This is a genomic window from Heyndrickxia coagulans 36D1 (genome assembly GCF_000169195.2).
Taxonomy (GTDB): Bacteria; Bacillota; Bacilli; order Bacillales; family Bacillaceae_C; genus Weizmannia; species Weizmannia faecalis.
Genome location: NC_016023.1, coordinates 813,072 through 835,698, shown reverse-complemented (window position 1 = coordinate 835,698; position 22,627 = coordinate 813,072). Strand labels below are relative to the sequence as shown.

Here is a 22,627-nt window from a genome sequence, read left to right as displayed (position 1 = left end):
AACGGGGGAGTAAAGAATAACCATGCGATTCGCCGGCAAACCTTCGTTCATTTCCTGGCCTTTTATGCCCGGTTGCCGGCGCTTTTTCCCGGCATAGGTTTTTTTCACCCGGCGCGGAACTTTCCAGCGTCGTATGCGTTTTCCCTGTTTTAATGAAAAATCGAGTATAATAAGGGCAAAGAGGCCGGTTTGGTTTGCACCCTTACTTTGCGGCTGAAGCCAAATATTATTTGATTTTTTAGATCGCATCCTGCAAACCGCGGCCCTTCCTGCAGCATGCTTTTTTTCATAAAAATGCGCAATGGCAGGTTCCTTTTCGCCATTCCAGCCATCAAAAACCTCGCGCTACTGCAGCCGGGGGAGCTTGAAAAACGTGAAAGGTGATATTCATGAATGATCCGTTAAAAGATTATCAAATCAATTTGCAAAATATGGAATACGACCCGCCCCATATCGGTTTGGGGATTGAGCTGCTTCTTGTCATAAAGGGTGAGCTAGAGGTGACGGTCAATCAACATGCGTGCCATTTATCGGAAAATCATCTTTTGCTTATAAACGCCAATGATATCCGTTCGATGAAGGGCAACAAGGAAAATGTGGTGTTATCGCTGCAAATCCCGCTGGAAATGATCGAGGCATATTATCCTGCCATTCATGAATGCCGGTTTGATTGTGACTCCTCCAATGAAGACAATGGGATGTATATGTTTTTTGACCAGATCCGCCAGCTGATGGCAAAAATTTTCATTGCCCACTACCAGCAGAAAGAGGGCAGTGAAATTGAGATTTACAGTATGATTTTTCAGATTGTGCTGATATTAATCCGGAATTTTAAAACCACCTATCTTGGCCGCCATGCCCACTCCAGGATCAACGATGAACGGATGAAAGAGATTCTCGCTTACATTGGGAAAAATTACCGGAAACCAATTACACTCGCGGAAATCGCCAACCGCCATTACTTGTCGCTTTACTACTTATCCCGCTATTTTAAAGAACAAGTGGGCGAAAGCTTCTCCCAATATATCAAACAGCTCCGTTTAAAATCGGCGGTGCGCGAGCTTGTTTATACGGACCACCCGATTACCCGGATTTCCCTGAATAATGGTTTTCCAAATGTAAAGGCATTCAATAAAGCTTTTAAAGAAAAATACCGGCAAACGCCCTCTGAATATCGCCGTCTTCACCAAATTGAACTTTCGGATACGGAGGAAGATTGCGGAAAGAAAAAATCTACATTGCTGACATCGCCCCAGTTTTTCATGGAAGTCAGCAAATACATTTCGGAGCGGGAAAAAAGCACGATGCTGACGGAACTGGCTGTTTCCACCGTTTATATCGCCCTGCCGCCGGAGCCTATGTTCACCGGCGAAAAAGGTGCAAAAATACTGGCAATCGGGAACCTGGAATATGCTTTACATGAAGAGGTGCAGGCGGAGTTGAGGCTCATCCAGGAGGAAATTGGATTTGACTATGTCTATTTTTCCAATCTGTTTTCGGACAGCTTTGCGATGACAACACCCCTCTATCAAATTGGCGGGCAATTTTACCAGATGGATGCCTTGTTGAACAGCTTCCAACGGCTTGGGCTTGTGCCTTTCATTCGCGTGGAGGTAGAAAAAGAAGCAGCAGACAGCGCCGGATATTTGAAGAAGCTGGATGCCTTTTTACAGCACAGCCTTCAATACTTTGGCAGCGCTTTTCTCGGAAAATGGCGGTTTGAATTGGTTTTCCGGGAGTGGGGCGGCACACAAAAAAACTTTTACCACGCCTTTTATCAAACAGTGAAGAAGCGGGCTTCTGCTGTGAAAGTGGGCCTGCATGTGCCGGTTTCTCTGGAAGCTTCTAAAGATGCCTTTTTAAAGCAAATTTCCGGCGAGTGTGAGTTCGTTTGTTTTACCTGCAACCCAAATGAAAAAGTGGATTTTACCGATATGAATAACCGCACTTTTGAAGGTGTAAAAAACTTCGTAAAGAAAACGTGTAAGCAATTAAAGGATCGTTTATCGTCTGCCGGTTTGGCCAAGGTGCCAATTTTTCTTACGGACTGGAATACACTTTACGGAAATACGATGGATTTAAGCGGTACTTTTTTTCGCTCGGCCCTTATTTTTAAAGAAATGCTCGATGCCATGAAAGAAATAGACGGCTTAGGATTCTGGATTGATACCCATTCCTTGGAAAAAAACAATACAGGCCGGGGCCATATTGCGATGAACGGCATTGCCCTTTTGTATTATTACCAAATCAAACGCCCTGCTTATTTTAACTTGCAGCTGATGGAAAAAATGGCGCTGCAGATTTTAGCTGAAGGGGAGGATTTTGTCATGGCAAAAGGGGAAAACGGTTACCAATTGGCCGTGTACAACCCTTCTTATATCAATCCTTCTTATTCTGTCGAAAGCTACTTTCTCCATTCTGTCACAAAGGAAAAGAAAATGGTGATTTCAGGGCTGCCGCCCGGGCGTTACCAAATCCGGAAGCATATTCTGGATCAACATCATGGGGAATTTTATACGAGTTCGATCAATTTGCAGCATCAGGATATTTACGATCCAGAAATCATCACGTTTATCAAGCAGGGAACCCACCCTGACCTGCAAATTTATGAGAAGACAGTGGACTCGGCGCTGTATTTGCAATCCACTCTGACCTTTAATGCATTTCATCTTTTCGAAATCAGGCCATTAGGTTAAAACTTAACGGCCTTTTTTTGCAATTTATCCGGCAATAACAGAAAGGAAAGGCAAATATGGAGGATACACACAGCAAAAATGGAAATGCAAGTGAAGGAAAAGTCATTTAAAATGATAAAATAAAAGCGCTTTCATTCGCGGATTGCGGAAGATAGATTGAAAAATGCATGAACGGAGGTTTTTTGTCATGTCCGGAAAAGTGTTAGAGAACATATTAACCCCGCAACTGGAGGAACTGCGTGAAAAGGGGCTGTACAACATCATTGATACACTGGAAGGCCCCAACGGACCGGTTGTTAAAATTGGCGGCAAAGAAGTCATCAACATGTCTTCAAACAATTATCTCGGGTTAGCAAACGATGAAAGGCTGGTCCAGGCAGCGATTGATGCGACAAAGCAGTACGGTGTCGGGGCCGGCGCTGTCCGGACCATTAACGGAACGATGACAATACATGAAGAGCTGGAAAAAAAGATTGCCGAATTTAAGCATACGGAAGCGGCGATTGCCTTTCAATCCGGATTTAACTGCAATATGGGTGCAATTTCAGCGGTCATGACAAAAAAGGACGCCATTCTTTCTGATGAATTGAACCATGCGTCCATTATTGACGGTTGCCGTTTGTCCGGGGCAAAAATCATCCGGGTGAAACACCAGGACATGGATGACTTGTGGCGGGCTGCAAAAGAAGCGGTTGAAAGCGGCGCCTACGAAAAAATCATGTATATTACCGATGGCGTTTTTTCCATGGACGGGGATGTTGCGAAGCTTCCGGAGATCGTGGAAATTGCCGAGACGTTCGGTTTATTGACGTATGTCGATGATGCTCATGGCTCAGGCGTAATGGGAAACGGCGCAGGAACGGTAAAGCATTTTGGCCTTTCCGATAAAATTGATTTCCAAATTGGCACCCTTTCAAAGGCGATTGGTGTTGTAGGCGGCTATGTGGCCGGCACCCGGCAACTGATTGACTGGCTGAAAGTGCGCGCCCGCCCGTTTTTGTTTTCGACAGCCATGACGCCGGGATCTGCCGCAGCCTGCATAAAGGCGATCGACATCTTAATGGATTCAACAGAGAGAGTCGACCGGCTGTGGGAAAACGCGCGGTATTTAAAAGAAGGCTTGAAAAAAATCGGGTTTAATACCGGGCAATCGGAAACCCCGATTACGCCTTGTATCATCGGCGAAGAAACGGTCACGCAGGAATTTTCGCGCCGTCTTATTGAGGAAGGGGTTTACGCCAAAGCCATCACTTATCCGACCGTGCCAAAGGGAACCGGCAGAGTGCGCAATATGCCTACTGCCGGCCATACGAAAGAAATGCTCGACCAAGTGCTTGCTGTATATCAAAAAGTCGGCGAAGCGCTGAGCGTTATCTGAAACGGCTGTGTGGCGCCCTTTCCAACAGGGGCTGGACCCATTTTCATTTTTAACGGGAGGTTGTTTGTGATGAAAAAAATACTTGTAACCGGCAGCCTGGGGCAAATCGGTACAGAATTAACGATCAGGCTCCGGGAACTTTACGGAGCAGAAAATGTCCTCGCCACGGATATCCGCCATGTGGATGACAGCCCGGTTGTAAACGATGGCCTGTATGCGACACTGGATGTCATGGACGGCGAGCGGATGCAAAAACTGGTCAATGACTATCAGATTGATACGATCATCCATTTGGCGGCGCTCCTGTCCGCAACAGCTGAGGAAAAGCCGCTTTTCGCCTGGAATTTGAATATGGGCGGTCTATTGAATGCGCTAGAGGTGGCGCGGCATTCCAACTGCCAGTTGTTCACGCCAAGCTCGATCGGCGCTTTTGGCCCGTCAACGCCGAAAGACCATACCCCCCAGGACACCATTCAGCGGCCAAATACGATGTACGGTGTTACGAAAGTAAGTGCGGAATTGCTCTGTGATTATTATTTTACAAAATTCGGCGTGGATACCCGCGGCCTCCGCTTTCCCGGCCTGATTTCCCACAAAGCGCTTCCGGGCGGCGGGACGACAGACTATGCGGTGGATATCTATTATGAAGCGTTAAAGCACCAAAAGTATACATCTTATATTGCGAAGGGCACGTATATGGATATGATGTATATGCCGGATGCGATTGATGCGATTATCAAATTAATGGAAGCGGACCCGTCTGGATTAAAACACCGAAATGCCTTTAATATAACGGCCATGAGCTTTGACCCTGAAGAAATTGCCGCTTCAATCCGAAAATATATACCGGCGTTTACGATGGATTACAAGGTTGACCCTGCCAGACAGCAAATTGCCGATTCCTGGCCAAACAGCATTGACGCCACAGCGGCCAAAGAAGAATGGGATTTCAACCCCCAATACGATTTAGACCGCATGACAAAATCGATGCTGGAAAACTTAGCGAACAAACTGGGGGTCGAGTGCAGGTTGATGGAGTCGGTTTGAGTTTTTGCCTGGTTACATGATGAAAATCACAAAGAGGATAGATGAGCAGCATCAATGCTCTATCTATCCTCTTTTTGTAACCGCCGCATGATATGGCATGTTATTTTGTTGCTTCGACACCATCAGTGGCTCGGAGGATTTTTTCAGGAACTGAACCGTAGGGTACAACCGCCCATTGACAACGATTGAATTAACCTTTATATTTAGTCTTGCGAAATGTTGCTTAGGGTAACGAAACTGTTTGTATGATGCCTGCGCTTCTGATGTGGGCGCGGGTGGATGGTGAAGGCGTGTTGATTACGAAAATGATCTCGCTGTGGCCAGTGCTTTCTAATAAGGGTCAGGGCGGATGTTCAAGAAATTGAAGGAGGTTTTGGATGCAAGGGCTGTTTTACCGCTATATACGCTTATACCGTGTGCTGATCAAGAAATTGAACGGCTTATTGGCACAGTTCGGGTTGTCCTATTCGCTCTGGCAGGTGATGTTTTATGTGCGGAATTTCGGCCCGTGCACGCTTGTGGAAATCTGCAAGTATTATCAAATTGAAAAACCGAACGTGACAAGGATTGTCCAAAAGCTGGAAGAACAGGGAAGCGTGGAACAGATCCCGGGAAAAGACCGCCGAGAAAAAGTGATCCGGGTGACGGATAAAGGCGAAAACATTTACCGGCAGTGCCGCGCGGAAATTACCGGATTGGAACAGCAGGCAATGAAGGGGATTCCGGAAGCGGAGCAAAAGATCATATTCGAACTGCTTCCGCAAATCAGAGACAATTTAGATTACAAAGGGGAGGAAACAAATTGAGCAGGCCGAAGTTATGGACAAAGGATTTTATAATCGTTTCGACCGCGAACTTTTTTCTGTATTTTACATTTTACTTATTGATGGCGACCGTTACGCTTTTTGCGACTGACCGATTTCATGCATCGCCAAGCGTGGCCGGCCTGGCATCAGGGATTTTCGTCGTCGGGGTCCTGGTTGCGCGGCTCTTTGCCGGCAAATCGATTGACCGCATCGGCAGGAAAAAGATGCTTTATGCCGGTTTTATTGCGATTCTCATCATTTCATTATTTTATTTTGTGACGAATCAACTGGGTGTTTTACTGGCTGTCCGCTTTTTAAACGGTGCAGCACTTGGAATAGCTTCAACTGCAACAGGAACCATTGTTGCCGGGATCATACCCAATGAACGCCGCGGGGAAGGCACGGGTTATTATGCATTGAGTGTAACACTTGCCGCGGCTGTCGGGCCTTTCGTCGGCATGTTCCTCATTCAGCACGCAAGTTTTAATATGGTATTTGCCTTATGTCTTGTGCTATTGGCTTTGAGCTTTATCTCCGCGCTCTTTTTAAAGGTGCCGAAAGTGGAACTCTCAAAAGCGGATCTGGAAAAGATGAAAGGGCTCAAAATCAGCAATTTCTTTGAGTCGAAAGTGTTCCCGATTGCCATCATCAGCGCATTTGTCGGGCTCGGCTACTCAAGCATCCTGTCTTTTTTGACTTCGTATGCGAAAGAAATGAACCTTGTAGATATTTCAAGCTTTTTCTTTATTGTTTATGCCGTGACGGTGCTGGTGTCCAGGCCGTTTACGGGAAGATGGTTTGATACAAAAGGCGAGAACTTTGTCATGTATCCTTCGTTTCTTTTGTTTGCGGCAGGGCTCGTGCTGCTGAACCAGGCTGACAGCGGACTATTAATTTTATTGGCCGGGATTTTCGTCGGGCTTGGGTACGGCACTTTCTCGGCAAGCGGGCAGGCGATTGCAGTCAAAGTATCGCCGAAAAACCGGATTGGGCTTGCGACTTCAACATTCTTTATTTTTCTTGATGCCGGTGTCGGGGTCGGTCCGTTTTTGCTCGGGCTTTTGGTTCCGTTCGCTGGTTATCACGGCTTGTACGCCATCATGGCTGTTGTCCTTGTCTTTTGCGTATTTCTTTATTATTTTGTCCACGGCAAAAAAGCAGCATCTCTGCAAGGCGTGGTGGAAGAAGCAGAATAATTTGTCTAAACACAAACCCGGGGATTGCCCCCGGGTTTGTGTTTTTTAGTGACTTGCCTGGGTCAAAAGCGAAGTGAACGAGAGTGGGATAGTCCGGTGGAAAGCCAGTGCAGGATCGGCCGGCAAAGACTTGGGAAATCAAAAAAGAAGCAAGAGGCAGGCTCTTTTGACTGCACAGCGTAAGGTCCCTGTTTTTTCATAAGATAAGTTAAAAAATATTTTATAAAAAATTTGATTATCACTAATTGTTCCGTTTACAATAAACATAAGCGGAGTTTTTTTCGTAAAAATAAATAAAAATTTACATATAGTTTTCGTAAAGGATAAGGTGGTTATTATGGCGACAATGGCTGATATTGCCAAAATGGCGGGGGTATCCATTGCAACCGTGTCCAGAGTTCTGAATTATGATGATAAGGTAGTGGCATCTGATGAAACAAGGCGAAAAATATTTGAAGCAGCCGAAAGTCTGAACTATACAAAACATATAAACAAAAAAACGGCCAGGAGGGAAAAAATCGCAATTGTACAATGGAGCTCGCAGGAAGAAGAACTGAATGATATTTACTATATGTCCATCCGCTTGGGGGCTGAAAAATACGCAGAGGAACACGGCTTGTCCATCTCCCGGGTTTATGCCGAATACGAAAAGATCCCGGGTGATGTGGAAGGAATTTTAGCGATTGGGAAATTCTCAAAACAGCAGATTCAAGTGCTTCAATCTTTTCAAAAACCGATTTGCTTTGTGGATACTTATTATGAGGTGGGAAGTGCTGATCAGGTTATGGTAGATTTTGAACAGGCAGTTAAAGATGTCATTGATTACTTTGTACAACAGGGGCATCAGCGGATTGGATATATCGGGTCGTTGGCTGAGGATGAAATGAATTCCGGAATTGATCCGCGCAGTCTTGAATATACCAGATATATGCAAAAGTTAGGGCTCTATCGTAAAGAAGATGTTTTTGATTTTAAAGGGAAATATGATGTTCGTGCCGGCTACCAGCAAATGATTTCTGCCATTCGGAACTTGGGGGATCATTTGCCGACAGCTTTTTTTATTGCAAATGATCCGATGGCGATCGGCAGTTTAAAGGCCCTTCATGAAAATAACATCCGGGTTCCGGAACAAGTGAGTCTGATCGGCTTTAATGACGTAAGTGTGTCCCAATATACGGTCCCCGCCTTGAGCACCGTAAAAGTGTATACCGAAGTTTTGGGCGAAGAAGGGGTGACACTGTTGCTAGAACGTATAAACAGTCGGGAAATCCCTAAAAAAGTCAGACTGGGGACAAAACTTGTTATAAGAGAAAGCAGTAAATGAAACGCTTCCCTTGCAAAATATTTACGTAAAAATTATGTAAAAAATCAGCTGAAATGTTTAAATTTTTATTGATTTTTGCGTAAAACGGTGCTAGGATGGGGTTATGAATGATACCGTTTTCACCAAAGTGGAAGAAGGATGGAAACATTGGGTGGCAGTGCACTTAAATAACGGACAACTTGGAGGAATGCGTGATGTTAAAAAAACAAGAAAAATTTTATTATGGCGGGGATTATAACCCTGAACAATGGGATGAATCTGTGTGGAAAGAAGACATGCGGCTGATGAAAAAAGCCGGCGTCAATTATGTAAGCATCAACATTTTCAGCTGGGCAAGGCTGCAGCCGGATGAAGAAACATATGATTTTTCAACGCTCGATAAAATCATGGATATGCTTGCGGAAAACGGCATCGGGGCGGATCTGGCCACTGCCACTGCGGCCCCGCCGGCATGGCTGTCGCGGAAATATCCCGATTCGCTTCCGGTTGACAAGGACGGGGCGCGCTTTCTGCCGGGGTCGCGCCAGCATTATTGCCCGAACAGCAAAGACTACGCGCGGCTTGCGGCGAAACTGGTGCGCAAAATTGCGGAACGGTACAAAAATCATCCCGCGCTTGTCATGTGGCATGTGAACAATGAGTATGGCTGCCACATTGCCGAATGCTACTGCGACAACTGCAAAAAAGCTTTTCAAACATGGCTCAAAGAAAAATACAGCACGATCGAGAACTTGAATAAAAGCTGGTCAACGGACTTCTGGAGCCAGCGTTATTATGAATGGGAAGAAATCTGTCTCCCGGGGAAAACGCCGACTTTTGCCAATCCGATGCAACAGCTCGATTACAAAGCCTTTATGGATGATTCACTGCTTGCACTTTATAAAATGGAACGCGATATCCTGAAAGCATATACGCCGGATGTGCCGGTAATGACAAACTTAATGGGGCTGCACAAACCGGTGGACGGATTCCATTGGGCGAAAGAAATGGATCTTGTGACATGGGATGCATATCCGGATCCTTTCGACCGTATTCCGTATGCGCAGTTTATGGCCCATGATTTAATGCGGAGTTTGAAAAAGCAACCGTTTTTGTTGATGGAACAGGCGGCGGGCGCAGTCAACTGGCGTGCGCAAAATGCCGTGAAAACACCAGGGCAGATGCGGCTTTGGAGTTATGAAGCGGCTGCGCACGGGGCGGATGGCATCATGTTTTTCCAATGGCGCGCATCCCAGGGCGGTGCGGAGAAATTCCATAGCGGGATGGTACCGCATTCCGGGGATGAAGAAAGCCGGAATTTCCGGGAAGTGGTACAACTCGGCAATGAATTGAAAAATTTGGAAAAGGTAACGGGTTCAGCATATGCAGCCGATGTTGCGATTGTTTTCGACTGGAAAAACTGGTGGGCATTGGAGCTCGATTCAAAACCTTCTTCGCTTGTAACCTATATTAAACAGCTTCTGCCGTTTTATAAGGTGCTTCATACCCGAAACATCGGTGTCGATTTTATTCACCCGGATGAGGCAATGGACCGGTATAAAGTAGTTTTTGCGCCGGCAAGTTACAGGGTGACAAAGGCATTTGCGGATAAAGTAAAAGACTATGTCGAAAAAGGCGGTTATTTTGTCAGCAATTTCTTCAGCGGCATTGCGGATGAAAACGACCGTGTGTATCTTGGCGGCTATCCGGGCGCGTACCGGGATATTCTTGGCATTTATGTTGAAGAGTTTGCGCCGATGAAAAAAGGGGCGGTGCATCAAATCCGGACCGGGTATGGCGATGCGGCTATTCGCGTGTGGGAGGAAAAGATTCACTTGAAAGGTGCCGAAGCTTTGGCCTGGTTCAAAGACGGCTATTTGGCCGGGTCGCCTGCTGTCACCGCGCATCATTGCGGAAAAGGAAAAGCTTATTATATTGGGACACAGCCGGATGAACAATATTTGTCTTCTCTTTTAAAAGACATTTTACAGGAAGCGGATGTCCGACCAGCTTTGGATGCTCCTCGTGGCGTGGAAGTGGTGGTGCGCAAAAATGGAAATGAAAAATACTTGTTCCTGCTTAACCACACAGATCAGGTTCAGTTTGTGAATGCAGGTGGCACGTACCTGGAACTGATTAACGGGGATACTGAATCAGAAACGGTCCGGCTCTCACCCCGGGATGTGAAAATTTTGCAGGTAATTGAAAAATAGGAAGCGCCCGGATTGGAAAACTGCCCTTTGCCTACTCCAGAAAAACCGCCTGTTTTTAAAGGCCACTCCGGGTTCTCAAGTTGGATTGCCGGCGCTCGTCAGCCGGGCAAAGCGGCCATTCGAGACGTATCGGGGAAGAAACCCGGTGAACCGTTGAGCCGCAGTTCCGGCAGCACGGATACGAGAAATGCAATAGACGCCCATGCTGTAGCGGACATGTATCAGCAGAGGGATAAAAAACAGCAGGCATAAATTTCCAGGATAGAGATGTTGCAATTGCACATCAAAAGGATACGAACACGACCGCAACATCCGGCACAAAGCTGTACCGGGTCCGTCCGGTAATGCCTATCAAAAAGGATCCCCCGCGTCCCCGCGGGGGATCCTTTTATGCTGCCTGTTCTACGGTCTGTTTGCGTGTTTTCTTTTTTACCGGGGAAAGGCGGCGTTCAATCCAGCCCATGATAAAGTCGGCGGCGACAGCCATCAAGGCAGTCGGAATTGCACCGGCTAAAATAATGGATGTGCCATTTGAGACGCTGGTTCCGCGGACGATGATATCACCGAGTCCGCCTGCGCCGACAAATGTGCCCATGGCTGCAATTCCGATCGCAACGACGAGTGCGGTCCTGAGGCCGGCCATAATGACAGACAATGCAAGTGGAAGTTCCACCATCCGCATGATCTGGAACTTTGTCATCCCCATTGCCTTGCCGGACTCAAGCAAAAATTGATCGACGCTGAGGATGCCGGTATACGTATTTTTTAAAACCGGCAAAAGCGAGTAAAGAAACAGGGCAAGCACGACCGTATTGGTGCCGAGTCCCATAACGAGCATCAACATGGACAGCATCGCCAACGACGGGACCGTTTGGATGATATTGGCAAGTGTGAGAATCCAGGCGCTTAGCTTGCGGCGGCGGGCCATGAAAATCCCGAGCGGAATCGCGACGACCGCTGCAAACAGAACACCATATGCCGACATCAGGAAATGGCGGTAAAATTGTACCCATACATAGTTGCCGTTTTCCCCGTAATAATGAAGTACGCTCCTGATCGTTTCCATGATCACCCCTCCTATTCAAAGTAATGATGTTTTTCTAGAAATTCTTTTGCCACCGTCGACGGTTCTTTCATTTCGACGTCACTTTCATAATTCAACTGCTGCATTGTTTTCGTATCAATTTTTCCAACAAGCTTTTGTAAAACTTTCCTGAGTTCAGGATGTTGTTTTAACGTGTCGTCGCGTACGACAGGGGAGGCGTCATACGGCGGGAAAAAGTGTTTGTCGTCTTTCAGCATAACGAGGTTGTATGCATTGATTCTTCCGTCGGTTGAATAGGCAAGCACAACATCCGCCTTTCCGCTTTTGACGGCTTTATAAACAAGCCCGAGTTCCATCGGGTACGTTTTTCCAAATGTAAATCCGTACGTTTTCACAAAACCGTCGTAACCGTCGCCTTTCCGTTTCAGCCAGGAGTTATCCACGCCAAGCCGCAAATCTTTTGCCACTGGTTTTAATTGGGAAACTTTTGTCAAGTGGTCTTTGTCTGCTAAGGATTTGGTAACAGTAAAGGCATAGGTGTTGGCAAATCCGAAAGAGTCGAACCATGTTTGGTGGAACCGTTTTTCAAACTGTTGTTTGACAATTTTTAACGCTTTTTCCGGGTCGGTCACCGGTTCCATGCCGAGTGCGCCTGCTAGATCCGTCCCGGTGTAGCGGACAGCGGAAATATTGATCTGCCCGCTTGTCATCGCTTTATGGAGCACAATCGAGGAACCAAGATTGTTGACCATATCGACTTTTATATTGGTATAATGTTCGATCATATCTTTTTCCATATAACCGATAATTTGTGTTTCCGTTGAGTTGGTCATGCCGATTTTTACGGACTGGCTGTCTGCGGCACTTAGGCCTGGCAGCGTACAGCCGCCCGCAAAGATGCTTAAGCAGAAAACAAGCAAGAGGGCTGCTAATTTTTTCATGTGCCGTCATCCTTTCTAAGCGGCCTGTTTTTGTTTCCGGATGCCTTTTGGAGTAGCAATCGTTTCAAGCTTTCCAAACAGGTAGTCCACGATAAGCGCCAAAATGGTTACCGGTACTGCGCCGGCCGCGATCATTTCCGGCTGGTACAAATTGAGGCCGCTGAAAATATAGTCTCCGAGGCCGCCTGCACCGATAAAAGAGGCAAGGGTTGCCCAGCCGATTAAATAAACAGTGGAAAGGCGGATACCGGCCATGATCACAGGGATGGCAAGGGGAAGTTCCAAATGGATGACTCTTTCCCATCCGGTCATCCCCATCCCGCGCCCTGCTTCCACCAGTTTCGGGTCGATCCCCTTTACGCCGGTGTACGTGTTCCGCAAGATAGGCAGGACCGAATAGAAAAACAACGCCGCAATGGCGGGAAGCTTTCCAATACCGAAAATCGGAATGAAGAAGGCTAAAATGGCAAGGCTTGGGAAAGTTTGGATAACGCCCGCAATGCCCATCACAATATTTGCTGCCCGCCGGTATTTTGTCAACCAGATGCCAAGCGGAACAGCGACAACGATGCCTAAGATGACAGCCGTGATGGAGATATAGAAATGCTGCCATGTTTTGAACAACAGTTCGCTCCAATTGGCTTCCATAAACTGCATGAAGGCTTCCATGATTTTTCCTCCTAACTGATGATTTCAGATACGGGTTCCTCTTCGCCCCAGATGGAGTCGTAAACGATATCGACAAGGCTTGCTCTCGTGACAATGCCAACAAGCCGGTGTTCATGGTCGACAACAGGCACGTATTTAATGCCTCGTTTTAAAATTTTCCGGACTGTATCGCGGACGAGGGTGTCTTTTTCCACTGCGATTAAATTCGTTTCCACCACGTCTTTGACAAGAACCGGTTTCCTGCGGTTTCGATCGATGATTTCGACATCGATATAGCCGAGGAGCACTTTCCGGCTGTCTACGACAAGTAGGGAGTCAACCCGCTGTTCTTTCATGATTTGGATGGCTTCTGTTAATGTTTTATCGACTGTGACTGTAACGGCTTTCGGGCTCATGATTTGTTCAACGGTCTGGATATTCGGCCGGGCCTGAAGCAGCCGTTCTTTGCCGATAAACGTTTCCACAAATTCGTTGGCCGGTTCGCGGAGAATTTCATCCGGCGTGCCGGTTTGGACCAGTTTGCCGTCGCGCATGATGACAATCTGGTCGGCGAGTTTAATCGCTTCATCCATGTCGTGGGTAACAAATACGATGGTTTTGCCAAGTTCCTTTTGCAGCTTTTTCAATTCGTCCTGCAGGCTGTCGCGGGTAATCGGGTCAAGCGCGCCAAACGGTTCATCCATTAAAATGAGCGGTTGGTCTGCCGCCAGTGCCCGCAAAACGCCGATGCGCTGCTGCTGGCCGCCGCTCAGTTCATGCGGGTAACGGTCCAAAAATTCTTCTGGCATATCGACGAGCTGGAGCAGTTCTTTGGCCCGCTCCCGTTGTTTTTCTTCAGGCCATTTTAGTAATCGCGGGACAAGAGAGATGTTTTGCTGGATTGTCATATGGGGAAATAAACCAATTTGTTGAATCACGTACCCGATTTCTCTTCTCAGTTTAACGGGGTCCGTATCTTTGATGTTTTTGCCATTGATATAAATCGTGCCTTCTGTCGGTTCAATCAGCCTGTTGATCATTTTCATCGTGGTCGTTTTACCGCAGCCGCTCGGGCCGATAAAAACGATAAAACGGCCGGACGCAAATTCGAGATTCAAATCGTCCACGGCGCGTTTGCCGCCCTTATAAATTTTCGAGACGTGGTCAAACTTTAACAATTTTCGCACCTCCAGTTTGTTTTGGGTAGAGATTGGTTACAATATAAGTATACCGTAAAATTTGTAAAATGAAAAGTTTACGTATTGTACTTATTATATAGATGATATATATTGTAATTGAAGGCAATTGGTTCATCATTTTTTACAGTACTTCGGCAAAGCGGCCAAAAGGAGCATTTCTGGAATGGAAGAAAAAACGTTGGACAAAGTTGTCCGGGCGAAAGAACAATATATTGAAAAAATTGCGGACCATATTCGTGCTTTCGGCATCCCGCCAACCGTCGGGCGTGTCCTCGGCATTATCTACATAAATCACCGGCCGATGACGCTCGATGAATTGTCCCAGGCAACAGGCATGAGCAAGACAAGAATGAGCCAGGTAGTCCGCGAAATGGTCGATATGAATATCGCGGAAAAAGTGTTTGAAAAAGGGGTCCGGAAAGATCTTTACAATGTCGGCCTCGATTTTTACGACACTTTTGTTGCCATTTTTACGTCCAATTTGCGGAAAATCATTCATCGCAACAAATTCTTCGAAAAAAAATTTGCGCGTGAGTTGGCAGAACTGAAGGACAATGAAGAGCTGCCGCCGGAAATGGAGAAGCAGCTGAATCATTTTTTAAATGAGCTTTTCAATCTTGCGGAATATTATGATTGGCTTTCGCGGCTTGTCGATTTTTTTGAGAGTGGAAAAATTTTTGAGTATGTACCGAAGAAAAAACAGGAATAAACGGAGGCTGGCCCATGAGCACAGAAAAAGAAAAAATGATCGCCGGGAAGTTGTATAACGCGGGAGACCGGGAACTCACGCAGGCGAGATTGAAGGCCAGGCGCCTCATCCGTACGTTCAATGAAACAGATGAAACCGATTTGGAAACCCGGACAGCATTATTGAAAAAATTATTCGGTTCGACGGGGGAACACCTTTTTATCGAATCGGATTTCCGCTGCGATTACGGGTTTAACATTCATGTCGGGGAGAATTTTTATGCGAATTTCGATTGTGTCATTCTCGACGGGGGACTGGTTGAGATCGGGAAAAACTGCATGCTAGCGCCGGGTGTCCACATTTATACGGCAACACATCCGCTTGATGCGAAAACGCGGGTGTCTGGCCTGGAGTTGACCAAACCGGTGAAAATTGGCGATAACGTCTGGATCGGCGGACGCGCGGTGATTAACCCGGGTGTTACGATCGGCAACAATGCGGTGATCGCATCCGGAGCCGTCGTGGTAAAAGATGTACCCGACAATGCAGTCGTCGGCGGAAACCCGGCGCAAATCATCAAGATGGTGGAAGCATAAGGGAGGCGGCGCCTTCCTTTTTTTGTGGATGTAAGCCTGGTATCAGCGAAACGCGATGGAAACCCCGGGAAGTTGGGAAAAACCGGGAGAGCAGTTAAAGCCAGGGAAAAGAGAGGACGTGGAAAAAAACACTCTCAAAATTGGGGTTATGTAAACATAACCTATCGAGTGACCAGAATCAGTGAAAACTGGCGGCCATCAGTAAAAAAACAGCGGAACGCCAACCATAACAAGCCACCCTGCGGTCAAGGTGGCTTGCCCCTTAATCTTTTTGCCTGGGTGAAACGGCAGCCCAGAGCGCTGCCCCGACAAATGCAGCTATGGCGGCTGATGCAAGCGGATATTTGCTCATCTTGACATAATAACTGTTTCTGCGCATCCAGCCTTTATTCGTGCCCCGTTCATGCAGGCCGTAACCCGGATGGTAGAGGGCGCTGTCCGCTTTCGACTTTGACGGCCGGTCGCTGTGCTGCGTCCGGTACATGGTCAGCTCCATTAATTTATCCATGAACCGTGGCAAGAAGCGGCCTAAGACTGCGACCATTTTTGCCTGCGATCCGACATACATATCCCGCTTCGGGTGCTCGGCTGCAAACAGGATGGCTTCCGCGACGGCTTGAGGCGGGTAAATCATGGACATATAATGCGCCGGTTGTTTCTTAAGGTAGCTGCGCGCATGCTCATTATACGGCGTATCGATCCGGCCGGGGTGAACGAGCGTAATCGAAACGGGCGCATGCTCTTTTTCAAGTTCCATCCGGATGCTTTCCGTAAAACCGTGCAACGCAAATTTAGAGGAAGCATAGGTGGACTGGATGACGGTTCCGCGGTCGCCGAACAGGCTGCCGATATTGATCACAGCGCCGGGCACGCCGCGGCTTTTGTAATGCTGGACGGCTAACCTTGTCCCGTATACGGCGCCCCAGAAATTCGTGTCATACATGCGTTTCATGTCTTCAATGCTGACGTCCATCGCTTCGCCAAAAATTGAAACGCCGGCATTGTTCACCCAGGTGTCAAAGCCGCCGAACGTTTTAATGGCGGTTGCCGCAATATGCTTCACATCTTCTTCGCGGCCGACATCCGCCCGCACCCAGATGGCGGAACTGCCATTATTTTTTAACTCATTGGCAAGAATTTTCAACGCGTGCTCATTCCTTGCCGCGAGTACAAGCCGTGCGCCGCGGGCTGCAGCCATTCTTGCGGTGGCAAGCCCGATCCCGCTCGAAGCGCCGGTGATCACGATGACCTGGTCTGCCAGTTTTTTCAGTGATAATGGTTTTTCCATACTGGCATCCATACTGCCGTTGCCTTGTTGTACATAAGATTGGTCCAATGTATGCCCTCCTTGAAGTTTTTTTGCTGTGTTTCGTAATATATCTATACCCTGATTGCGGTTATTTTTGCAGCAGCAGGATTTGGAAATGGGAGGTTCCGGAATTGAAAAAGCAGGGAAGGCGCGGTTGGGCTTTTTTTTAAGGGATGCATGGGAGAAATTGCTGAAACCGCGATTGCGGAAATCATTTGGAGAGTATTGGCTTCCTTGGCCAAAATCGTTGCCCGGTTCGCGCTACATGGATGGAATAACAGAAAAACCTTGGAAAATCCAAGGTTTGAATGGAGCACGATGCTGTTTTTAAAAATCTGCCTTTTAAAATGGATCATTATTTTCCGTTCCAGAGAAAGACTCAATGGCATGCTCAAGGGCGTTGTATGCCTGGCCGAATGCGCCTGCCGCCGAATCAGTACCTGCATGGCGGTGTTCCGGGATCGAATGCTTCGCCTGTTCGATCGCCGTAATGGCATCTTCAATCATCGTCCCTTTGTCCCCGTACTGCTGGCGGGCATCCTGAAGCTGCCGGATGCAGGCATCTAAATCTGCTGAATCGGGATGATTATAAGCGTTTTCGAGCTTTTCCTTCACTTGTTCCAAAATTTCCTTCATGATTCACACCCATTTCTGTAAAGAATACAAGGCTAGTCTTTCAAGTTTGGTTTCATTTTATGCAATATGGAATGCAAACTAGAAAGAAATTTCATCTTTTGCGCTGGAACCAGCCTGCCCTGGCGGCCGTTTCTGCCCGCGAACTGCCGCTCATCCTGCTTTGCCGCCCGGTTCACGGGTCCAATAGGAAAAAAGCGGCCCGTTTTTTCCAAACACGGGATCGGTTTCCGGCATGCCGGTTTTGCGGATATTTTCGCGCAAGGTTTCATCTGCCCTCATTTGGGTATCATAATCCTGCCCGCCCGGATAACCCCCTGTCACCGCGAACCCGCCTCCTGACTCAATCCGTTTATGCCCGGTTCCGGCCGGCAACAGCACACAATCACCTTCAGATATTGTAAAAATTTTACCTTGAGGGCCGCCAAGCTGCACTTTGGCATGGCCGCTCCGTACCGCAATCACTTCATGGGAATTGCTGTGGAAATGATGGTAAGGGAAAATGGTCCATACCCAGTTGTTTCCCCAATTATTTTTTTGAAACACTTTCTCAATTTCGTCTGTCCGTCCTTTAAAAACACCGTGGTAAATGAGCACAGGGAGAAACGGATTATTCGGAATCCCGCCGTTCTCCTCAAAATAAAATGCAGAAACGTTATCGTTTGCTGCCGTGCCCCCTGCATCTTTGCCGTCTGAAGCTGACATAAATGGAAGCAATCGTTTCATGGTTGTTTCCCCTCCTCTTTTAATCAGGTTTCATGATTTCCCGGCTTCTCGTTCATCTGCACGATACAGGCAGAATTTTCTTTTTGGTATGCTCCGCCCTTGTTATTGTTTTTCCCCGCCTAACCTATCGGAAACTTTCACTTTTTGCCAAAAATCCGCGGGCTTTTTTAATAAAGGCATCCATGGTGTAATGGGATACGGCAAAGCAAGTTTTTTTGGATACCCAACCACATCCTATCCTTTTTCCCTCTTACAGGCAAATCTTGTATAATAGTCTCAGAAACCATTCAGGAGGACGGCAGTTTGGGAAAAAAAGGATGGCTCGTAGCTTTATTGTTTTTCATTACGGCTGGTGTGCTGGGAACCGGTAACTGGTATTATCAGGCGAACACCGGAAAAACGATTGAAAAAGCACAGCAGCAATATAAAAAAGACTTGGCAAAAGAAAAGAAGCGCAGCCTGGAGGCAAAGGCAGCAAAGGAAAGCGCGGCAAAACAGATTTACGAAAAACATAAAGGGAAAGAACTGGTGTATTTGCCGGTCGGCTCCAGCCTGACAGCAGGGGATTTTGCAACGAAAAAAAGCAAAACGTATGCCGCTTTGTTGGCTGCGCGCATTCACCAAGGCCTTGGATATAAAGTGAAGACCATCAATGGCTACGGCAAGAGCGGGGCCGGCCTGAAGGAACATGGGGCAGACAGTCTTCCCCATATTATTTTCAATCATCCTGATCTTGTGACGATTGAGTTCGGTACGTTTGATCTGAACCGGAATGCCAAAAACACTTACGTTTCTGCCGGCCAATTTAAGAAAGATCTCGAACATTTTGTGGATGAAATCAGAAAGAGTACCGGCAAGAAAACAAAAATCATTTTGCTCACCACCTGGAACAGCGGGCAGTTGTCTTTTACTTATGACCGCGCCATTGAAGAGGTGGGGAAGGCAAAGGGTGTTCCTGTTGCCAATATTGAATCTGTCTGGCTGAACCGTTCCGATACACACGGCCAGAAAGGAGAGAAAGCGGCCACGGGCAAAAGCGATGGCTGGCTTGCCAATGACAAAGGGCATAAAGAAATTGCAAATACGGTGTACAAAAAAGCGTATGGGCTGTTAAAGTAAAATACTGGCTGCTTTTCGGAAGGGCAACCCCCGGTCTTTTGGCAGGCGCTCAAGGATTGTGAATATATCGCCCTGTCTTTCAGAAGGCTATCTCTGAAAGACAGGGCTTTTTGCTGTTTTCGGATAAATCACCTCAGTGAAAAACGAATTGTTCGTAATATAAAACAATTTGTTCTTAATATATTTTTAAAAAGCAAGGAAAACAAAGGAATGTTGCGAAAAAGAAAGTATTTTGTTCGTTATTACGAAAAAATGGCGTCGCTTTCAGCTGCATTTATTTTGAGAGACAGTTGATGCAATGCCCATTGTAATTCGTTATCAAGAACTATCGAGATGCAAAAGGTTAACATGCCGTTTCCAATTGTGGTTTTATAAAGTTGGCGTTGCCGGCGTGGCCGGGAGTTCTTCACCGAGAAACGGATTTAGTACGGTGCTGCCTAATACGGCCACCCATGTTTTTAACGTTCTCGTGCCAGGAGTCCTCCTTTTTCTTATTGGTGCAGCGATGGCGCGCACCAGCGCCATAAGCTCCAGCTTCGGAAGGAATAGCGAAAGGCAGCAGAATAGGGCTGTCTGTTTTTTGTGATAAAATGGAAAAGACAATGCAGATGGGAGGGATTCAATTGAAAAAAATTGCCGAGGGCGTTGCGATGCTGGAAATCAACCTGAACCATTTTATCATTCACCCCACTTTGATCTGGGATGAACAGAAAGCGGTTTTGGTAGATGCCGGCATGCCGGGTTCGCTTGATTTGATCCATGCAGAAATGGAGAAGGCGGGCGTGCCGTTTGAAAAATTGGACGCAGTTATTCTGACGCACCAGGATATGGATCATATTGGCAGCGTGCCGGAAATATTGGCAGAGTCCGGCCATTCCATTACGGTGTACGCACACGGGCTGGACAAGCCATATATCGAAGGGGAGAGGCTTCTGATCAAAGCGGATCCGGAAAAGATCGATCCGGCAAGATGGGAATCGATGCCGGAAGAAATGAAACAGATGTATTTGAATCCGCCGAAAGCGAAAGTGGACAAAGTGATCGGGGATGGAGAAGTTCTGCCTTTTGGCGGCGGAATAGAGGTGATTTTTACACCGGGGCATACGCCTGGCCATTGCTGCCTGTATCTTAAAAAGAGCAAAACATTGATCGCTGCGGATGCGATGGTTGCAGACAACGGCAAACTGCATGGCCCCAGACAGCAAGTCACGCCTGATATGGGAACCGCAATGGCTTCATTGAAAAAGCTGCTTGATTTTGATATTGAATCCGTCATCTGCTACCACGGCGGCCTGTGTTATGAAAATGTAAATGAACAGATTCGCAAGCTAGCGAAATAAAATAAGAGCGTGGCAAACAGCCGCGCTCTTATTTTAAGCCAAGCCGAAAAAAAAGAGGCGTGGCATGCGAAAGAATAATTTCTGTCCTTCTGTTCCCGCCCTGCCTGGTGCAGATCGATATCGGCGGTATGTTGATTGATTTCATTTGCCTTTTGCCGCGGCTTCTCATTCCCCCAGGCCGCCCCACAATGCCCGCTCGGCTTGGTGCGGATCCTTTTCTACTCTGCAATCCTGGCCAAAAATCATCGCGGGCCGCTGCCTTGTGTTATATGGCGGCCATTCGGGGAGCAGGCTGCAATTCGGATCGCCATTTTGGGCAAAAGCAATCCACGCCTGATGCATCTGGTCTGCAAGCGCATGCCGGCCGGGTGCATTTCCCGTTAAGTTTTCCGTGCCGGGTTGTTCCAGCGTATGCCACACAAATGGAATTTCCAGGGCATGGCAGGCTTTAAGCGTCCCGTTATAAACGGGGCTTTCCCAGTCAAACTGGTACATCCACACCTTTTCCCCGGTTTGTGCGCGGGTATCTGCCAATTTTAAGGCAGGACCGGTAAATACAAAGTATGTCATGATCCGGTCGTATAATTCCTGGGTAAATGCACTTGGATCTGTAATTTTTGCGGAAAGGGCGTCCCAATACTTTGCAAATGTTTTTTGGAAAACGTCCTGCATCTCTTTAGGGTCCTGCCTTTTCCACACCGGATCGAAAACAGTGAACAGCCGGTATTCGTCCTTATTTGTTCCGATTAAAACCGGAATGTCCTTTGCCGCATTTTCAAGAGCCCTTTCCGGATGTTCCGGCAGCACAATGCCATCTGTAACCGGAAGTAGGCTCATGAAAGGGAGCGAATTCACAGCCTCTGCTAGATTTTTTGCCGGCACCTCTGCCAGTTTTGCAACATCTTTTTTCTCCAGACCAAGCGTTTCCAGTATGCGTCGTGCATTTTTGGCTGCCCGTTCAGGTGTAGCGGTAAAATTGGCCGCCCCGCTTTCGAGAATGGCCTTATGAAACAACCCGCTTGCGGCAGGGGAAGAAAGCAATGCCGCAACACTCATGGCACCTGCAGATTCGCCGAAAATGGTCACGCAGTCCGGATCCCCGCCGAAAGCAGCAATATTTTCTTTTACCCATTTTAAAGCTGCGATCTGATCGAGGATCCCGCAATTTCCGGAGGCCTCATACTCTCCGCCCATTTCGCCAAGATACAGAAAACCGAGCGCCCCGAGCCGGTAATTGATCGTGACCACAACAACATCCCCGTTTTTGGCAAAAGCAGAGCCGTCATAAGAAGGCGCTGAACCTGCCCCGTTAGCAAACGCGCCGCCGTGGATCCATACCATAACAGGACGCCTCTCCCCGTCTGCTCCAGGCGTCCAAATATTAAGATTCAGGCAGTCTTCGTCCATATTTTCAGCCGGATTCCCGAGAAAATCCATCAGTTCAACCGGCGGCTGCCATGCAATTGGCCCGAACTGCGTGCAATCTTTTACGCCTGCCCAGGGTTCGGGCAGTTCCGGCGGGCGGAAACGCAAAGGTCCGATTGGCGGTTTTGCATAGGGAATCCCTTTCCAGATTTGCACACCTTTTTCCTCGTATCCCCGGGCCTTTCCGAAAACGGTTTCAACAATTGCTGTCTTCATTTTTATTCTCCTTTCCGGAATGGATTTCTAAAGTATTCGACGGGAATGTGCAAATTTCCTTTCAGTTTTTTTGAAAAATAGATTGACAACGAACGTACGATCT

At 47.4% G+C, this 22,627-nt stretch carries 19 protein-coding genes; 11 read left to right on the top strand and 8 right to left on the bottom strand.

Annotated features, from left to right (window positions below):
- The first annotated feature begins 389 nt into the window (after positions 1–389).
- From BCOA_RS35270 to BCOA_RS21100, 7 genes are all read left to right on the top strand, one after another.
- Positions 390–2,696, top strand: coding sequence for a helix-turn-helix domain-containing protein (locus BCOA_RS35270; RefSeq protein WP_014096142.1), 2,307 nt, complete (start codon positions 390–392; stop codon positions 2,694–2,696).
- A 187-nt stretch (positions 2,697–2,883) separates the two neighbouring features.
- Entirely contained in the window at positions 2,884–4,074 is a 1,191-nt protein-coding gene (locus tag BCOA_RS21125) for a glycine C-acetyltransferase (protein ID WP_014096141.1), read from the top strand.
- Positions 4,075–4,143: 69 nt separating this feature from the next.
- Entirely contained in the window at positions 4,144–5,121 is a 978-nt protein-coding gene (locus tag BCOA_RS21120) for an L-threonine 3-dehydrogenase (RefSeq protein WP_014096140.1), read from the top strand.
- 377 nt (positions 5,122–5,498) lie between these two features.
- Positions 5,499–5,927 (top strand): MarR family winged helix-turn-helix transcriptional regulator, encoded by a 429-nt coding sequence (locus tag BCOA_RS21115; RefSeq protein ID WP_014096139.1) that lies wholly within the window; start codon positions 5,499–5,501, stop codon positions 5,925–5,927.
- Positions 5,924–7,123: an MFS transporter gene (locus tag BCOA_RS21110; protein ID WP_014096138.1), complete on the top strand. Its 1,200-nt coding sequence runs from the start codon at positions 5,924–5,926 to the stop codon at positions 7,121–7,123. The genes BCOA_RS21115 and BCOA_RS21110 overlap by 4 nt, the downstream gene beginning before the upstream one ends.
- A gap of 337 nt (positions 7,124–7,460) precedes the next feature.
- A complete protein-coding gene (locus BCOA_RS21105; RefSeq protein ID WP_014096137.1) occupies positions 7,461–8,447 on the top strand; it encodes a LacI family DNA-binding transcriptional regulator in 987 nt (328 codons plus the stop codon).
- Positions 8,448–8,641: 194 nt separating this feature from the next.
- Positions 8,642–10,639, top strand: a complete 1,998-nt coding sequence (locus BCOA_RS21100) for a beta-galactosidase (protein WP_014096135.1) — start codon at positions 8,642–8,644, stop codon at positions 10,637–10,639.
- Between the two features lie 388 nt (positions 10,640–11,027).
- Here the strand turns inward: BCOA_RS21100 and BCOA_RS21090 are convergent, their stop codons facing one another.
- Genes BCOA_RS21090 through BCOA_RS21075 form a run of 4 tightly spaced genes read right to left on the bottom strand, consistent with a single transcriptional unit; the run spans position 11,028 to position 14,451 of the window.
- The gene (locus BCOA_RS21090) at positions 11,028–11,705 is read right to left on the bottom strand and encodes an ABC transporter permease (protein WP_014096133.1); all 678 of its coding nucleotides are present in this window, start codon (positions 11,703–11,705) and stop codon (positions 11,028–11,030) included.
- An 11-nt stretch (positions 11,706–11,716) separates the two neighbouring features.
- Positions 11,717–12,625, bottom strand: coding sequence for an osmoprotectant ABC transporter substrate-binding protein (locus tag BCOA_RS21085; RefSeq protein WP_014096132.1), 909 nt, complete (start codon positions 12,623–12,625; stop codon positions 11,717–11,719).
- 15 nt (positions 12,626–12,640) lie between these two features.
- Positions 12,641–13,294, bottom strand: a complete 654-nt coding sequence (locus BCOA_RS21080; protein WP_014096131.1) for an ABC transporter permease — start codon at positions 13,292–13,294, stop codon at positions 12,641–12,643.
- Between the two features lie 11 nt (positions 13,295–13,305).
- Positions 13,306–14,451 carry a betaine/proline/choline family ABC transporter ATP-binding protein gene (locus BCOA_RS21075; RefSeq protein ID WP_014096130.1) on the bottom strand — a complete coding sequence of 382 codons (1,146 nt, stop codon included), beginning with the start codon at positions 14,449–14,451 and terminating at the stop codon, positions 13,306–13,308.
- 184 nt (positions 14,452–14,635) lie between these two features.
- On the opposite strand from BCOA_RS21075, the gene BCOA_RS21070 reads away from it, so the two are divergent.
- Both BCOA_RS21070 and BCOA_RS21065 read left to right on the top strand, forming a co-directional pair.
- On the top strand, positions 14,636–15,181 hold the full coding sequence (locus tag BCOA_RS21070; protein ID WP_014096129.1) for a GbsR/MarR family transcriptional regulator: 546 nt from the start codon (positions 14,636–14,638) through the stop codon (positions 15,179–15,181).
- A gap of 14 nt (positions 15,182–15,195) precedes the next feature.
- Entirely contained in the window at positions 15,196–15,756 is a 561-nt protein-coding gene (locus BCOA_RS21065; protein WP_014096128.1) for a maltose acetyltransferase domain-containing protein, read from the top strand.
- 262 nt (positions 15,757–16,018) lie between these two features.
- Here the strand turns inward: BCOA_RS21065 and BCOA_RS21060 are convergent, their stop codons facing one another.
- The 3 genes from BCOA_RS21060 to BCOA_RS21045 form a co-directional block, all read right to left on the bottom strand.
- Entirely contained in the window at positions 16,019–17,056 is a 1,038-nt protein-coding gene (locus BCOA_RS21060; RefSeq protein ID WP_043052588.1) for an SDR family oxidoreductase, read from the bottom strand.
- Positions 17,057–17,407: 351 nt separating this feature from the next.
- A complete protein-coding gene (locus BCOA_RS21050) occupies positions 17,408–17,701 on the bottom strand; it encodes a hypothetical protein (protein WP_013858390.1) in 294 nt (97 codons plus the stop codon).
- A 150-nt stretch (positions 17,702–17,851) separates the two neighbouring features.
- Complete coding sequence (locus tag BCOA_RS21045; RefSeq protein ID WP_014096125.1) at positions 17,852–18,424, bottom strand: cupin domain-containing protein; 573 nt, start codon at positions 18,422–18,424, stop codon at positions 17,852–17,854.
- A gap of 303 nt (positions 18,425–18,727) precedes the next feature.
- On the opposite strand from BCOA_RS21045, the gene BCOA_RS21040 reads away from it, so the two are divergent.
- Both BCOA_RS21040 and BCOA_RS21035 read left to right on the top strand, forming a co-directional pair.
- On the top strand, positions 18,728–19,543 hold the full coding sequence (locus tag BCOA_RS21040; protein ID WP_014096124.1) for an SGNH/GDSL hydrolase family protein: 816 nt from the start codon (positions 18,728–18,730) through the stop codon (positions 19,541–19,543).
- Between the two features lie 623 nt (positions 19,544–20,166).
- Entirely contained in the window at positions 20,167–20,883 is a 717-nt protein-coding gene (locus tag BCOA_RS21035) for an MBL fold metallo-hydrolase (protein WP_014096123.1), read from the top strand.
- A gap of 165 nt (positions 20,884–21,048) precedes the next feature.
- Here BCOA_RS21035 and BCOA_RS21030 read toward each other — a convergent pair whose 3' ends face one another.
- On the bottom strand, positions 21,049–22,524 hold the full coding sequence (locus tag BCOA_RS21030; RefSeq protein ID WP_014096122.1) for a carboxylesterase/lipase family protein: 1,476 nt from the start codon (positions 22,522–22,524) through the stop codon (positions 21,049–21,051).
- Positions 22,525–22,627 lie beyond the last annotated feature (103 nt).

Coding starts and splice junctions, on each gene's coding strand:
- BCOA_RS35270 (WP_014096142.1), top strand. CDS start 390: ATGAATGATCCGTTAAAAGATTATCAAATCAATTTGCAAAATATGGAA.
- BCOA_RS21125 (WP_014096141.1), top strand. CDS start 2,884: ATGTCCGGAAAAGTGTTAGAGAACATATTAACCCCGCAACTGGAGGAA.
- BCOA_RS21120 (WP_014096140.1), top strand. CDS start 4,144: ATGAAAAAAATACTTGTAACCGGCAGCCTGGGGCAAATCGGTACAGAA.
- BCOA_RS21115 (WP_014096139.1), top strand. CDS start 5,499: ATGCAAGGGCTGTTTTACCGCTATATACGCTTATACCGTGTGCTGATC.
- BCOA_RS21105 (WP_014096137.1), top strand. CDS start 7,461: ATGGCGACAATGGCTGATATTGCCAAAATGGCGGGGGTATCCATTGCA.
- BCOA_RS21100 (WP_014096135.1), top strand. CDS start 8,642: ATGTTAAAAAAACAAGAAAAATTTTATTATGGCGGGGATTATAACCCT.
- BCOA_RS21090 (WP_014096133.1), bottom strand. CDS start 11,705: ATGGAAACGATCAGGAGCGTACTTCATTATTACGGGGAAAACGGCAAC.
- BCOA_RS21085 (WP_014096132.1), bottom strand. CDS start 12,625: ATGAAAAAATTAGCAGCCCTCTTGCTTGTTTTCTGCTTAAGCATCTTT.
- BCOA_RS21080 (WP_014096131.1), bottom strand. CDS start 13,294: ATGGAAGCCTTCATGCAGTTTATGGAAGCCAATTGGAGCGAACTGTTG.
- BCOA_RS21070 (WP_014096129.1), top strand. CDS start 14,636: ATGGAAGAAAAAACGTTGGACAAAGTTGTCCGGGCGAAAGAACAATAT.
- BCOA_RS21065 (WP_014096128.1), top strand. CDS start 15,196: ATGAGCACAGAAAAAGAAAAAATGATCGCCGGGAAGTTGTATAACGCG.
- BCOA_RS21060 (WP_043052588.1), bottom strand. CDS start 17,056: ATGGATGCCAGTATGGAAAAACCATTATCACTGAAAAAACTGGCAGAC.
- BCOA_RS21050 (WP_013858390.1), bottom strand. CDS start 17,701: ATGAAGGAAATTTTGGAACAAGTGAAGGAAAAGCTCGAAAACGCTTAT.
- BCOA_RS21045 (WP_014096125.1), bottom strand. CDS start 18,424: ATGAAACGATTGCTTCCATTTATGTCAGCTTCAGACGGCAAAGATGCA.
- BCOA_RS21030 (WP_014096122.1), bottom strand. CDS start 22,524: ATGAAGACAGCAATTGTTGAAACCGTTTTCGGAAAGGCCCGGGGATAC.